Genomic DNA, 14,427 nt, shown 5'->3' on the forward strand with positions numbered 1-14,427 from the left:
CATCCAGAGGCTTTCTGATGCAAAATATCCCCAATGCAGATAGCCGACGTTTTAAAGCGTCGGTTATTTTTTTGCATTTTTGTTTTGTAAACCGAGCGTTTCATACACCAAGCGAGGCCGGACTTCGAGCCGGATAGATAAACAGGTTTGTTCACGATCAACCAAAACTTTATGGTCGTGACTCATGAGGATAAGAAAGATGGGGCAATTTTTCACTTTAGCACCGGTGCCCGCCGGTTTCCGCTGCACACGCAGCGATTATGGAGCAGCAGCCAAGGCCGCCTTGACGCGTTATCCAGCTTCCAATACCCCTCTTTTAGAATTCAGTCGCACGTTGCGAAGTTTCCCCGCAACCTTGAGTCTTGGCGTGTCCATTATCCGCAAGTCTGAAGGTCAGGGGGGGCTGCGCAATGTCCGATAACATCATCAGCGCTGCCGCTGCGGCACCGCGCCCTCAATTGCGTAAAACCCTGACGTTGCTCCCGGTGGTAATGATGGGTCTGGCTTACCTGCAGCCAATGACCATTTTCGATACCTTCGGCATCGTTTCCGGCCTGACCGATGGTCATGTCGCGACCGCCTATGCCTTTGCGCTGCTGGCGGTACTGTTTACCGCGCTCAGCTACGGCAAACTGGTGAAGAAATTCCCATCGGCCGGCTCGGCTTACACCTATGCGCAAAAGGCCATTGGCCCGCACGTTGGCTTTATGGTCGGCTGGTCGTCGTTGCTCGATTATCTGTTCATGCCGATGATCAACATTCTGTTGGCCAAGATTTATCTGGAAGCCATCTTCCCGGGCGTGCCGTCGTGGATTTTCGTTGCGGCGCTGGTGGCGTTGATGACGCTGTTCAACCTGCGTGGCATCAAGCTGGTCGCTAATCTGAACTCCATCATCGTGGTGGTGCAGGTTGCTATCATGATCGTGTTCCTTGGCCTGGTGATCAACGGCGTCTATCACGGCGAAGGTGCGGGCCATCTGGTTAGCAGCCGCCCGTTCTGGTCTGAGGATGCCCACGTGGTGCCGATGATCACCGGTGCAACCATCCTGTGCTTCTCGTTCCTCGGTTTTGACGGTATCAGTTCGCTGTCGGAAGAGACCAAAGACGCTGAGAAAGTGATCCCGAAAGCAATCTTCCTGACGGCGCTGATCGGCGGCATTATCTTTATCGTGGTGTCTTACTTTGTGCAACTGTACTTCCCGGACATTTCGCGCTTCAAGGACCCTGATGCCTCACAGCCTGAAATCATGCTGTACGTGGCCGGCAAGTTCTTCCAGTCGGTCATTCTGGTGTTCTCCTGCGTGACGGTATTGGCGTCCGGCATGGCAGCGCACGCTGGCGTTTCCCGTCTGATGTACGTGATGGGCCGCGATGGGGTATTCCCGCAGCGTTTCTTCGGCTATGTGCACCCGCAATGGCGTACTCCGGCGCTGAACGTGCTGCTGGTTGGGGCGATTGCCCTGTCTGCGGTGTCGTTTGATCTGGTTACCGCCACGGCGTTGATCAACTTCGGTGCGTTGGTGGCATTCACCTTCGTTAACCTGTCGGTGATCTCCCAGTTCTACATTCGCGACAAAATGAACCGTAGCGTTAAAGACACGGTTAATTACCTGATTCTGCCGATCATGGGTGCGTTGACGGTGGGTGCACTGTGGTTGAACCTGGAAAGCAGCTCGATGACGCTGGGCCTGGTATGGGCGGCAATCGGCCTGATCTACCTGGCATTCGTCACCCGCAGCTTCCGTTTGCCGGTGCCGCAAGCCAGCGAAGACCTGGCCTAAGCGCATCAAAAGGGTTGCACGTGTGCAACCCTGAGTAAGACTGAACAGTCAGAATCCGAAAGGCCGCCGTTGCGGCCTTTTTTTTTTGGCCTCACCCGACCAGTTGCTTGCCGTAATCGAACAGCGATTTCAGCAACGCCAGTTTGGCGCTATCACCTTCATGCAGGTTGTATAACGCTTCCAGTTGCAGCACATAATTTTGCACTTTTTCGGCGCTGAGCGCCGTCTGGCGATGTTGCAGCCAGCGACGTTGCTCGCCGTCATCCAGCGTATTGGGGTAATTACGCGCGCGGAAACGGAACAGTAGCTCCTGCATACGGTCATCGTTGAAGGTCAAATCCAGTGCCGGCAGGTTTTGCGGTTTGGTCTGCTGAATGATTTTCATCGCCGCTTTGTCGGCGTCGCTGAAGAAACCGTCATACAGCCTGGCATCGACGTCATCGCTGGCGGCAAAGGGCTCGGCTTCGGCATACAGCGCCACCACCTTTTCGCGAACTTCCGGATGCTGGCGCAGGATCTGCAGATTGTTCAGACAGGCCTGGCGATCGATGCCCAGCCGATCGGCATTCTCCGGCAGCAGCGTTTTTGCCGGCGCCAGCACCGGGCATTTGTTGATATGCACCAGCTTGATCGGCACCGGCGGCCGATCGGCGCTGAGCCGATCGCGGCGGGTATACAGTCGCTCACGCAGCTGGTCGGCGTCCAGTTTCAGCAGCGGCGTAATGTCGCCGGCCAGGTCGCACACGATCAGCGCATTTTTGTTGTCCGGATGCCAGGCCAGCGGCGCAACCCAGCTGGTGTTGCTGCGTGCGGCGCCAAACATGCCGGAGACGTGCACCAGCGGCGTCATTTCGGCAATGTCGATCAGCGCGTTCAGCTTGTGTTTATTGCGGTGTTGCAGCAGATAATCAAACAGCCGCGGCTGGGCCTGACGTACCAGCTTGGCCATGGCGATGGTGGCATACACGTCGGACATCGCGTCGTGCGCCTGCTCATGCGCGACGCCGTTGGCGCGCGTCAGGTGCTCAAGCCGGAAACTGGGGAAGCCGTCGTCGTTTTCTGGCCAGGTGATGCCCTCAGGGCGCAGGGCGTAGCAGGCACGCATCACGTCGAGCAAGTCCCAGCGGGAATTGCCGTTCTGCCAGCTGTAGGCATAAGGGTCGTAAAAACTGCGATAGAAGATGTTACGGCTGACTTCGTCATCGAAGCGAATGTTGTTGTAGCCAACGATGCAGGTGCCGGGGACGCTGAAGGCTTGGTGTATCTGGCGGGCGAACTCCGCTTCGCATACGCCTTTTGCCAGCGCTTCCTGCGGCGTTATGCCGGTAATCATCACCGCTTCCGGGTCGGGCAGGTAGTCATCGGCCGGGGTGCAGTAGATCACCAGCGGCTCTTCGATAATATTGAAATCGATGTCGGTACGCACGCCGGCGAACTGCGCCGGGCGATCCAACGAAGGACTTTTGCCGAAGGTTTCATAGTCGTGGAAGTAGAATGTGGCCGGTGCCTTGCTGCTCAAAATCGCATCTCTTCAGTCGCGTAGGAATATCTCCCTATTGTAACGGCGTGCGGCGCGATGCCAAGCAGTGGTTATGCTTTCACGTTGAAATGCGCGTTGTTGCGCATGCTGTCCGTAGCAATGGTGTGCGGATTTTTGGCATGCGGATTGATTGCGGCCTTTGCCATCTGGCCGCTCTGTTGTGCAGATTGTTGCGATAGCCGTTCACCCAGCGTATGTACACTCTGGATCACCGCCAGCCAGAACAGCGTGCAAAATAGCACAACGCCCAGCCATACTTTTTGATTGTAGCTCATGGTCACTCCGAAAGAGACGGGAATATTTGCGCTGATTAAAACAAACGCAACATAAATAAGATATCAACGCATGGGAAATATCTTATCTGCCGTGGCGGAAGAGTGTTACCAACAGGCGATTGATGTTTCAGGATATTCCTTAAGATAATATTAAGAAGCTCATTGTTTTTTCGTGCGTATTCTATTGATGATGCGTTTAATTTCCACCGCATACAATCCGTCTCATTCAATGCCAATGTGGATGATTACAATGAAAACCTTACTGTTGACGGGTGCTACCGGCTTTCTCGGGGGGGCGGTGCTTGAGAAGATACTTATTGAAAAACAGCCGGTTACTTTCCTGTTATTGGTACGAGCCAATAATCCTGAACAGGGTTTGGCACGTATTAAGGATAATATGTCCAAGTTTAATCTTGCGCCTGATTTATTTGATAATCTTAGCGAAGAAAATATTCTATTAGGGGATTTGTCGGAGCCGGAAGGTTTTTTATCGGACATTCGAATTAATCAGGTAACGCATGTTATCAATTGTGCGGCGGTGGCGTCATTTGGCAATAATCCGCTTATTTGGAAAGTTAACGTTGAAGGTACGATGGCTCTGGCGAAGAGAATGTCGCAGGTCGATGGATTGCAACGCTTTTTGCACGTTGGTACCGCCATGTCCTGTGCGCCGGAGCAGGGGGCGCTGGTGTCGGAAAGCGGCGAGTTTGAACCGGACGCCGAGCACCTGGTGGAATATACCCGTTCAAAATCCACCATCGAACAGCGCATGCGCCGTGAATTGCCACAATTGCCGCTGGTGATTGCCCGGCCTTCGATCGTGGTCGGCCATACGCGCCTCGGCTGTCAGCCATCGAGCAGCATTTTCTGGGTGTTCAGCATGGCGCTGATGCTGCGTAAATTCATGTGCTCGCTGCAGGACAATATCGATGTCATCCCGGTTGATTACTGCGCCGACGCGTTAGTGATGCTGCTCAACAGCGAACGATTGGAAAATGACCTGTACCATATTTCTGCCGGCGAAGAGTGCAGCGTCAGTTTTGCCGACATAGATCGGGCCATGGCGGCGGCGTTGGAAACTGCGCCGGTCGGCGATCGCTATGCGCAGGTCAGTTATGACGCACTGGTGCAGATGCGCCGGCAGTTGAAAGACATTTTCGGCCCGTGTAATGAACGTCTGATGCTCAAGGCGATGCGCCTGTATGGTTCATTCGCCATGCTCAACGTACGGTTCAGTAATGAAAAAATCCTCAAGCTGGGCATGCCGAAACCACCGCGCTTCACCGATTATATCGCGCGGTGCGTCCACTCTACGCGTGGCCTGTCGATCCCGCAGCAGATGGTGGTGGATTTCAAATAAGCGTTTACCAGGACGAGGACGACCAGAATACCCGGCCCAGCACGATCAACTGCTCTTTACGCTGCTGGTAGCTGAGCTGTTCGTCCTGGTATTCTTCGCGGTTCAGCGAGCGGATGATCACCCCGCCGTCCGGCTGTTCGATCAGGATTTTGACTCGCAGCAGGTTGCCGTGGCGAATGGCGTAGGTTTTTCCTTCGCGGATGCGCGTGTCGTCGGTATTGATGCCGACCACGTCGCCGTCCTGCAGGCGTGGTTCCATGCTCGAGCCGGAAATGCGGATAATGCGCGCGGCATTGACCGGCACGCCCATCTTGTGCAGGTAGTAGCGGCGGAATATCAGTGAAAATGCTTCGAGATCGACAATGTCATAGCAGCCGTCGCCGGCAGAGAAATCGATGTCCAGCAGCGGGATCTCCACAAACTCTTCCCGATCCTGCTCGGTTTCTTCCCAGACCACCGGTTTTAGCCGCGCAGGCTGAAAGTCGGATTCTGCCGCAACGTTATCAAAGGGTTTTGCCAGCAATTTTTCATGAAAAACGTCAAGCCAACCGGTGGGCAGACTGAGCCTGGCCTCAATCCGTCTGGCGAGATTATCGCCAAGATTGCGGCAGGATTTGTCACCGGTAATTTGGCTGAGCGTGGGCGCGGAAGATTCAACCAGTCTGGAAAACTCGTGTTGATTGATGCCGTTGCGCGCATAGCGTGCCATCAGGTCGCGCAGATTATTGCGCCGTATTTCTTTGATTTCCATCGGCCGATAATCGCACCGTTTGGCAAAAAGTGGAATATCCTGTTGCTAAAAACTTGCCCTCAATTTAGCAATCCGCTAAAAGTGGGGGAGCCGCGAGGAACCGCCGCGCCTGTTTTGCCTATCATGACGATCGGTAAGCAGCATCTGCGGCAACCACCAAGAGGGAATCTGCGATGTTCACTATTGATTACAACAGTTATCGGTCGGTAGCCAGCTTTAATCGCCGCGTGCGTTTTCTGGTGTTGCATTATACCGCGCAAAACTTTGCCGACTCGATAACCTCGCTGACCGGACCTGCCGTCAGCGCGCACTATCTGGTGCCGGATCCGGGCGATCAAAGTTATCGTGATGCCGGCTATGGCGATCTGCGTATTTTCAACCTGGTGGATGAAAACGAACGCGCCTGGCATGCCGGCGCCAGCCAGTGGGCTGGGCGCACCAATCTCAACGACACCGCCATCGGTATTGAAATCGTCAATATGGCGAGCGGTGACGGCGAGGATATTCACTTCCCGCCGTTCAATTCCCAACAGATCGATGCGGTGATCCAGCTGACGCGCAATATTTTGCAGCGCTATCCGGACATTTCGCCGGTTAACGTGGTGGCGCATTCGGATATCGCCCCTGGTCGCAAAAGCGATCCAGGCCCGCAGTTCCCCTGGTTGCAACTGTATCAGGCCGGTGTGGGAGCCTGGTATGACGCCGCAGTGCAGCATCGCCATCAACAGTACTATTGCCGTCACGGCCTGCCTGAACGCTCGGCGCTGCTGGCGCTGTTCGCCCGCTACGGTTACGACACTTCTGCTGCCGGCAGCGATGAAGGCTACCGTCAACTGGTGCGCGCCTTTCAGTTGCATTTTCGTCAGCGCCAATATGATGGCGTGATGGACGCCGAAACGGCGGCCACCTTGCAGGCACTGGTGGACAAGTACGGCGCTTGACGTCTGCCGGCTTGCCGCGAGCCGCTGGTTTGCTTGAATAGCGTACCGTTAGCGGGCTGGAATAGGGGTGAGATCATAAAGCAGGCGCTTCAGGTTTTTGCCAGGCTGCTAAAGTGGGTAAGATAACGGCATTGAGAGTTGTGTCGCATAGCCACAAACCTGTATCTTGGTGTCATTGTGGCCGTAAGCAAATGAATCTGTGTATTACAAAGCAAGGGTATGAAGATGGATAATGCAAATAAGCCGAGTTTCCAGGACGTGCTGGAGTTTGTGCGTATGTTCCGACGTAAAAACAAGCTGCAACGTGAAATCGTTGATAACGAAAAGAAAATTCGCGACAACCAAAAGCGCGTATTGCTGCTCGACAACCTGAGCGAATACATCAAGCCGGGCATGAGCATTGAAGACATTCAGGCGATCATCGCCAATATGCGCGGCGATTACGAAGATCGCGTCGATGACTACATCATCAAGAACGCCGATTTGTCGAAAGAGCGCCGTGAGCTGTCTAAAAAGCTGAAAGCCATGGGTGAAGTGAAATAACCTGCGGTCAGCGCCGGCGCAGGGCGCTGTTGCCATTGCGCCTGCATACCCACAAACCCGCACCAAGCGGGTTTTTTCATTCTGGCCCGTGCGGTTTGAGCATAAGCGCCTGCGGCAGGCCTGTGCCGCGATTGCGCGGCGAACCGAAGCCGTTGCTTAGCCGTGCAGCAGCAGCGAAATCTTCGGATACCTCTGACAGATAAATTCAACGAATGCCCGCACTTTCGGCGTCGTCAGGCGCCTTGAGGTGTGTAACACCCAGAGTGCAACTTCCATTCCCGTCACGGTTCCCCACTGCACCAGTTCGCCAGCTGCAAGCTGGCTACCGATTATCGAGCGTGGCAGCCGTGCCACGCCGCCGCCGGCGATGGCTGCATCGCGGATCATCAGAAACGAAGAAAACTTCATTCGCGGTATGGGGTCGAGGACCAGGCGGCCCTGATCCAGATCCCAGAGAGTTGGCTGGAAGTTTGAAAATACCAGCGCGGGTACCGGGCTGACCTGACCCGGGGGCGGCATTGCAACCGAAGGCGCGGCCACTACCACCTGCCTATCTTCGGCAACACACCGGCCGATGAGGCCATCGTCGGGTCTGGGGTTGATGCGGATGGCAACGTCAAAATGTTCTTCGACCAGATCGACCATGCGATCCTCGGCAACGACTTCGAGGGTGATTTCCGGGTAGGTGGCACAAAACTCGGCGGCGATGCGCCCCATCGACAGCTGGGAGAATAGCACCGGCGCTGCGACGCGTAAGTGACCGCGCGGCGTCGAAAGCCCTTCCTGAACCGATGTCATGGCTTCGCCCAGTTCGTTTATCGACCCGGTGGTGCGCGCCATCAACATCTCTCCCGCTTCGCTAAGCCGCAATCCACGGGGGCTGCGCTCAATCAGCCGCACGCCGAGCTGTTCTTCCAGATCGGCTATATGGCGTGACAGAGTGGCCTTGGACCTGCCGCTGGCACGGCTTGCCTTGCTCGCCTGGTCAGCTTCTGTTTTCACGCTGACTTCGCGTTACTGGCAGCGTTTCAGGATGTCAGCTGGTGACTGTCGGCAAGCAACGGGTGTATTTCTTGGGCTGACAGCGGGCCGGGCAGCAGAATGCTGACCCTGTGTTCCTTGTTCATATGGCAAGCCGGCAGGATAGCGTTTTTTTCCGCAACGGGCCAATATGCTCCGGACGCGCTTTGACTTCGGACTCGTCCAGCTGCCGATCGGACAATGCCATCATCGCTCGCTGCGGCAGGGGACGAAAGGGTGATGCGTTTTGTGCCAATTGGCTCGTTGAGCGAGTAAGAGATTTCCTTGCATAATAAAAAGAAATTAAGAATATTATTCCTCCAATCAGGGGAAAATAAAAAGTAAGATTCACTTGTAATACTCTCTGAGGTGTCTCGGACTTTTTATGGACAGGATACATGGAGAGGAAAGCAAGGCATGCTTACTTTCTCATGATAATATCATCGGTAGCAAAAAACGACAAAAGCCCGGGAAGATAACGCGAATGATGCTCATTATACTACAAGCGATTTTAATGCAGAGCCGTATAAAGCCATTGTAACCCATAGTATATAAATTATGGACTCAAATAGAAGGTCATAACAGACCATAATAATATAATAAATCTGATATTTATATTTCGTTTACACTTCGTTTCAGTTGGTTGGTGTTAAATGGCTAGTGAGAAGAGCGACGCTTTTGTTGTAAAATTGATTGGAGGTAATAATGAAAGGTAATATCATGGCGATTATGGTACTTTCTGCCGCATTCGCTGTTGTTGGGTGTTCAAGTGATTATGTGATCTCCACTAATGATGGTCATATTATGACCACTCATGGGAAGCCTAAAAAAGATAAAGATACGGGGTTGATATCATATAAGGACTCAGACGGGAACGTTCATCAGTTGCATCAGTCTGATGTCAAAGAGATTGTCGAGAAGTAATTAAACGTTTTTTACAATATTAAAAAGTTCCGTCATGATGAATGCGCGGAACTTTCGTGAAATTATTCTTTATGAAATGTAGTTGCCCCTTCCAATTATTATCACTGTTATATCATTTTCCGTCAGATTCGCTATTGATACCGCGATATGTCAGGCTGCCGGTGATATTATCAGTCAGTACTAAAGATGATAATTCCCCAACGCCATTCACCCTTATTTTTGTTTTAGAAGCATCGAACATTGCTTACCCATCGCGAGTTTAACGAAAGGCAATATCAGTAACTTAGGGTTTATGCTTGCAAAGTAAATCATACCATCTCGGGATTCACCAGGCTGATATGGTTTTAAGAAGTCCACCTGAACGCTATGAGCCAAAAGAGTATGGCCATTATCATCATCAAGATAAAAACATAATTGATTTTCCTTGCCAGGGGTTAATGGTGCTTTAGAATTATTACTCACGGTAACTTTATAATAAATGGTATATCTTGACGTGTTTTTTATACTATTCCACTCGCTTCCGATTGATCCTTTAAGGGCGGTAACAGTAATATCAAAAAGCCCGTCTGATGCAGTTGCGTTGGTGGATAGCATTATAAACAATAATCCAATAATCATTCTTCCCTTGAAGTTAAACATATTTTCTCCTGCAATGTTTAGTTAAAAATTTAAAATACTGCAAGCCCGTTCCCGTCAAGTAAAAATATAACATTCATGCTTAGTGAATCAATATTTTTCAATGGAATGATTCGTGGTTCTTCGGTATTCCATGGGGGTGCATCCATATTCTTTATTAAAGCTTCTGCTAAAATGAGCGCAATCGCTAAAACCTATGTGCAAAGCAATTTCAGTTATACTTTCACTTGAATTGCGTAAAAGCCACTTCCCATACTTTAATCGACAGTGCCGAATAAAATCAGCGGGAGTTTGGTTAAACTCCGTTTTGAATAACCTGCATAGTTGGCGTGGGCTGATATTAACCTGTTCCGCCAACCATGCAGTATTTATAGATTTGACAAGATACTCTTCCACAAGAAAAACTGCTTTACGCAAACGTGTATCTGATACCCGAGTAAAACCGAGAGCTCGCGTAATACTGACAGCATTATTATCCAGTCGATTAGGAACAGCAATCTGATGGATCGCTTTGGTAGCCCGATCTGGGCCACAATATCTTTTAATCAACTCAGTCGCAGCCGCGATTGTAGATATCCCACCGGGGCAAGTCATAATGCCTTTGCTGTCAATATAGTCGCATCCTGTAACAGCCTTAACATCAGGGAAACGCCTACAAAATTCTTGCAGATGATAAGGATGTACAGCGGCACGATTGCCGGATAGCAGTCCTTCCTCGGCAATAACAAAGCTACCGGTACAAATACCGATAAGATTTACACCCCTTTCCGCTGCATTGATGAGATACTTTCTGGCCTGCTTTGAAGCTTTATGCAAACTCCTCAGTAATCCACCGATAACGACAATGCAATCAAACTGTTGTGGATCCTTATAATAACCATCAATGTTGACTGATATTCCTGAACTTGAAATGACTTCATCTTTGGGTTTATTGCCCATTATAAACCAGGAGCAACGTTTTTTTTGGCTATCATCACCATTGTCTGCAGCGTGCCGCAGAGAGTCGACCAGGCTCGCCAAGGCCAGAATAGGAAACTCCGGCCAGAGCAGTATTCCTACTCTTAGTTCTGGCTGCCCCTGTGGCGAGGTTTCATCTAAATGGTCTATTTCTTTTATAAACTCATACGACACCTCAGAATACAGTTCTTTCATATTTGATCCTTCCCAGCGTGCCTTGCAAACAGTATCGTGAGCAATAAGCCAGTTAAAAGTAAAACAGCACCCGATATGAATCCAGGGGTTAGTATCTCGCCAAGTACTATATGACCTGCAATTATACCCATTACGGGGGTCATGAGTATAAATGAGCTTAATGATGCAACCTGGTACTTTCTCAATAGATTAAACCATACCAGATAACTGATAAATGAAACTACAACTGTCTGACATAAAAGATTGATAACGACCGTTCCGTCTGGTACCAACCTGTAATCTTCAAAAAATAATGCATAGCCACATAATGTGATTGACGTTACTGCTAATTGATAGAAAAGTGTGCATGCCGCCGGAGCAGTTGACAGTATGGAACATCGAATAATGATACTGCTTAACCCCCAGGCAAAACCCGCGGCTACGGCACAAAGATCGCCAGAAAAGGACCAGTCTTTTTCTGACGATAAACCCATTCGGACCGCTAGCGCTATGCCTATGAGAGCTACGCCAATACCTACCCACTGATATTTATTGAGCTTCTCCTGCGGAAGCAAAAAATGTAACCCCACAGCCGTAAAAACGGGCGCAGTGTATAAATAAAGAGAAACATGGGATGTTTCAGTTCTCGAGATTGCTGCTGAAACAAGGAAGAACTCTAACGAAAATAGCAACCCAACCGTTAATGCGGCGAGTAATAATTTTTTATCAGTAAGATGATAGAGTATTTTTTCTTTTTTGTTAAAAAACAGCAAAATTAATATGGCAGCAATGCCGGACCTAATTCCAATCTGCATTGTTAAAGATATACTATGTTGTATCGATTTCATCGCTACCTGTTGCCCACCCCAGACGCAGCAGATGAGGGTCATGACCAAGAAGACCTTCAAATCAATATTTTTTCTCATTTGTCATGCTACCATGGTGAATAAATGCAATGTTAAATATTTGCTTTAAATTGTTAATGCCCTAAGGGCTGCTTGCCATTCTTGACTGATTTTGACTAGCAACTATGGTTTTATTATAAAGACTTGCCCTGGTGAGATACATGCTTTACTCGATTGTCTGATGCGATGAAGTGCATTAGTTTTGTCGCTTTATCTCTAAAAAACAACTTTTTATTATGATTAGATATAAGATCTGACTTTACCCTGGTTGCCATCAGCGAAAAATATTTATAGTCATGTTTGTGCGTGTAGGGTTGAGTAGTGGAATTGGCACCAAAACTTATCAGAAGCAATGTTATTACTATTATCAAAGATTTATTCAATACGGTGTTCATACACATTTCCTGTATGTACTAAATTTATAAGACCCATTTTCAATGCTTTTACATTTTTATACTTGAACGTAACGGACATAAGATTGTCCCCGTCAGACAGATGATTCCAAGGGGCCTCGATGAGCCTACCTGACTTCGAGCCGAAATCCTGCACCATTCAGAAATAGAATCCCGGCATGATGAATACCTCCCTGAACGGAGATGGTGCCGATGAAAAGTCGCGATTCACCGAAGAACGGCGTGTCTATGCCCTGAGGCAGGCTGTGTGAGGACGCCGGTGCCGGAAGTCTGTCGTAAGCCGGGTCTTTCCGAGGTCACATTCTATACGGGGCGGAAGAAATATGGCGGTATTCCACCCCCGGCGTTGCAGCTCATGCGGCAGCAATTTGCGGATACCTTCAGGTTGTTGCCGAGCGACACAAAGAGAGTGCCCAGGATAGGCGTACAGCGCAATGCAGGATTGATCACCGTTAATTGGATACCTGGGATCCCAGTGACGGCCGCCGCCGGGCTTGGGTAAAAGAAATGGGCCGTGGGAATCGGGGAGTTAAAAAGGTTTTTCAGAAGGTTTGATAGTGCGGATTTCGCCTCGCAAAAATGCATCGAGGCAGGAAGTATGGCTCCTCTGACTGGACTCGAACCAGTGACATACGGATTAACAGTCCGCCGTTCTACCGACTGAACTACAGAGGAATCGTGTGAACGGGGCGCATGTTAGCGAGGGTGAGGATGTTTGTCAAAGCCGGGATTCGGCAAAAAAGCGCGTTTGCTGATGCAATGTACAGCATGGCGGGTTTTTCGCCACCGCTGGGGTAATTGGCAAGCAAAATGGCGTAGGGGAGCGCCGGCGATACCGGCGGGATCGTGGTGGGGCAGATATTTTTGGCTCACCTGCAAGAAAAATAATTATCATAAAAAGTGTGACGCATATCGCATTTTATAACGCAGTTGGATAAAATATCTCCATTGCTTCCCACCTGTTCTGGACCCATTTACCATGGAAGAAATTGCCGCTTCCCGCCGCACAGCCTGGCTGCGCGTCGTCGTGCTTGCCGTTTCGGCATTTATTTTTAATACCACCGAATTTATTCCGGTCGGTTTGCTCAGTGACATTGCCCAAAGCTTCGCCATGCAAACCGAACAGGTGGGGCTGATTATTACCATTTATGCCTGGATCGTGGCCACGGCGTCGTTGATCTGCATGCTGCTGACCAGCAAGATTGAGCGTCGCAAGTTGCTTATCGGCGTATTTATCCTGTTTATCGCCAGCCATGTGTTGACCGCCGTGGCCTGGGATTTCACCACGCTGGTGATTTCACGTGCCGGCGTAGCCTTGGCGCACTCGGTGTTTTGGGCAATTACCGCCTCTCTGGCGATTCGCGTGGCTCCGGCGGGTAAAAAAGCGCAGGCATTAAGCATGCTGGCCGGCGGCACCGCCCTGGCGATGGTGCTGGGTTTGCCGCTGGGCCGGGTGGTCGGGCAGTTGCTCGGCTGGCGTATGACCTTTATTGGCATCGCGGTGGCGGCAACCTTGGCGCTGGTGATGCTGTGGCGACTGCTGCCGGAACTGAAAAGCGAGCACTCCGGCTCACTGGCCAGCGTACCGATGCTGTTCAAACGCCCGGCGCTGGTCAGCCTGTATATGTTGACCATTATCGTGGTGACGGCGCATTTCACCGCTTACAGCTACATCGAGCCTTTCATTCAGAACGTGGCCGGCCTGAGCGGCAACTTCACCACCTTGATGCTGCTACTGTTCGGTGCGAGTGGCATCATCGGCAGCATGCTGTTCAGCCGTTATAGCGAGCGTTATCCGTCGGGTCTGTTTATCGGCGCGATTGGCCTGCTGACGCTGTGCCTGCTGTTGCTGTTGCCGGCGGCGGGCAGCCAGCTCAACCTCACGCTGCTTTGCGCTTTCTGGGGGATGGCGATTATGGCGATTGGTCTGTCGATGCAGGCTAAAGTGCTCAGCCTGGCGCCGGACGCGACCGATGTGGCGATGGCGATTTTCTCGGGTTTGTACAATCTGGGGATCGGCGGTGGGGCGCTGCTGGGCAATCAGGTCAGTTTGCATCTCGGCATGCCGAACATCGGTCTGGTCGGCGCGCCGCTGGCGCTGATCGCCCTGGGTTGGTGCGTGCTGAACTTCTACCGCAGCGAACGGCTGCAACACCACCGCGCGTAATCTGGCACTGCGGCCGAGGGCGACTGGCCCCCGGCCGGGT

13 protein-coding genes, 1 tRNA gene and 1 pseudogene are annotated in these 14,427 nt (G+C 51.2%); 6 read left to right on the forward strand and 9 right to left on the reverse strand.

The window, feature by feature from the left end; all coding sequences use genetic code 11:
• Nucleotides 1-410: 410 nt before the first annotated feature.
• Nucleotides 411-1,781 carry an APC family permease gene (locus NYE85_RS12175; protein ID WP_004960827.1) on the forward strand — a complete coding sequence of 457 codons (1,371 nt, stop codon included), beginning with the start codon at nt 411-413 and terminating at the stop codon, nt 1,779-1,781.
• A 91-nt stretch (nt 1,782-1,872) separates the two neighbouring features.
• Here NYE85_RS12175 and sbcB read toward each other — a convergent pair whose 3' ends face one another.
• Together sbcB and NYE85_RS12185 are read right to left on the reverse strand one after the other, a co-directional pair.
• Complete coding sequence (sbcB, locus tag NYE85_RS12180) at nt 1,873-3,300, reverse strand: exodeoxyribonuclease I (RefSeq protein ID WP_259005023.1); 1,428 nt, start codon at nt 3,298-3,300, stop codon at nt 1,873-1,875.
• Nucleotides 3,301-3,371: 71 nt separating this feature from the next.
• Nucleotides 3,372-3,596, reverse strand: coding sequence for a hypothetical protein (locus tag NYE85_RS12185; RefSeq protein WP_259005024.1), 225 nt, complete (start codon nt 3,594-3,596; stop codon nt 3,372-3,374).
• Between the two features lie 250 nt (nt 3,597-3,846).
• Here NYE85_RS12185 and NYE85_RS12190 point away from each other — a divergent pair, with 250 nt between their 5' ends.
• Nucleotides 3,847-4,956 (forward strand): SDR family oxidoreductase, encoded by a 1,110-nt coding sequence (locus tag NYE85_RS12190; RefSeq protein ID WP_259005025.1) that lies wholly within the window; start codon nt 3,847-3,849, stop codon nt 4,954-4,956.
• Nucleotides 4,957-4,960: 4 nt separating this feature from the next.
• On the opposite strand, the gene NYE85_RS12195 is transcribed toward NYE85_RS12190, so the two are convergent.
• Nucleotides 4,961-5,707 carry a helix-turn-helix transcriptional regulator gene (locus tag NYE85_RS12195; RefSeq protein WP_259005026.1) on the reverse strand — a complete coding sequence of 249 codons (747 nt, stop codon included), beginning with the start codon at nt 5,705-5,707 and terminating at the stop codon, nt 4,961-4,963.
• Nucleotides 5,708-5,880: 173 nt separating this feature from the next.
• Here NYE85_RS12195 and NYE85_RS12200 point away from each other — a divergent pair, with 173 nt between their 5' ends.
• Both NYE85_RS12200 and tmaR read left to right on the forward strand, forming a co-directional pair.
• On the forward strand, nt 5,881-6,648 hold the full coding sequence (locus NYE85_RS12200; protein ID WP_259005027.1) for an N-acetylmuramoyl-L-alanine amidase: 768 nt from the start codon (nt 5,881-5,883) through the stop codon (nt 6,646-6,648).
• A 225-nt stretch (nt 6,649-6,873) separates the two neighbouring features.
• Entirely contained in the window at nt 6,874-7,191 is a 318-nt protein-coding gene (gene tmaR, locus NYE85_RS12205; protein ID WP_039992647.1) for a PTS system regulator TmaR, read from the forward strand.
• A gap of 156 nt (nt 7,192-7,347) precedes the next feature.
• On the opposite strand, the gene NYE85_RS12210 is transcribed toward tmaR, so the two are convergent.
• Together NYE85_RS12210 and NYE85_RS12215 are read right to left on the reverse strand one after the other, a co-directional pair.
• A complete protein-coding gene (locus NYE85_RS12210; protein ID WP_259005028.1) occupies nt 7,348-8,193 on the reverse strand; it encodes a LysR family transcriptional regulator in 846 nt (281 codons plus the stop codon).
• Nucleotides 8,194-8,219: 26 nt separating this feature from the next.
• Nucleotides 8,220-8,410, reverse strand: a pseudogene (locus NYE85_RS12215) (MmcQ/YjbR family DNA-binding protein); the annotation flags it as partial.
• 506 nt (nt 8,411-8,916) lie between these two features.
• Here NYE85_RS12215 and NYE85_RS12220 point away from each other — a divergent pair.
• Complete coding sequence (locus tag NYE85_RS12220) at nt 8,917-9,135, forward strand: YgdI/YgdR family lipoprotein (protein WP_259005029.1); 219 nt, start codon at nt 8,917-8,919, stop codon at nt 9,133-9,135.
• 213 nt (nt 9,136-9,348) lie between these two features.
• On the opposite strand, the gene NYE85_RS12225 is transcribed toward NYE85_RS12220, so the two are convergent.
• From NYE85_RS12225 to NYE85_RS12245, 4 genes are all read right to left on the reverse strand, one after another.
• Nucleotides 9,349-9,774 (reverse strand): DUF4354 family protein, encoded by a 426-nt coding sequence (locus NYE85_RS12225; protein WP_259005030.1) that lies wholly within the window; start codon nt 9,772-9,774, stop codon nt 9,349-9,351.
• A gap of 87 nt (nt 9,775-9,861) precedes the next feature.
• Nucleotides 9,862-10,923, reverse strand: coding sequence for a GlxA family transcriptional regulator (locus NYE85_RS12230; protein WP_259005031.1), 1,062 nt, complete (start codon nt 10,921-10,923; stop codon nt 9,862-9,864).
• Nucleotides 10,920-11,828: a DMT family transporter gene (locus tag NYE85_RS12235; RefSeq protein WP_259005032.1), complete on the reverse strand. Its 909-nt coding sequence runs from the start codon at nt 11,826-11,828 to the stop codon at nt 10,920-10,922. Before NYE85_RS12235 ends, NYE85_RS12230 begins: the two co-directional genes overlap by 4 nt.
• Before the next feature lie 991 nt (nt 11,829-12,819).
• Nucleotides 12,820-12,895: transfer RNA gene (locus NYE85_RS12245), tRNA-Asn, on the reverse strand.
• A gap of 304 nt (nt 12,896-13,199) precedes the next feature.
• On the opposite strand from NYE85_RS12245, the gene NYE85_RS12250 reads away from it, so the two are divergent.
• Nucleotides 13,200-14,387, forward strand: a complete 1,188-nt coding sequence (locus NYE85_RS12250) for a sugar transporter (protein ID WP_259005033.1) — start codon at nt 13,200-13,202, stop codon at nt 14,385-14,387.
• Nucleotides 14,388-14,427 lie beyond the last annotated feature (40 nt).

Source organism: Serratia sp. AKBS12 (assembly GCF_024793895.1).
Lineage (GTDB): Bacteria > Pseudomonadota > Gammaproteobacteria > Enterobacterales > Enterobacteriaceae > Serratia_F.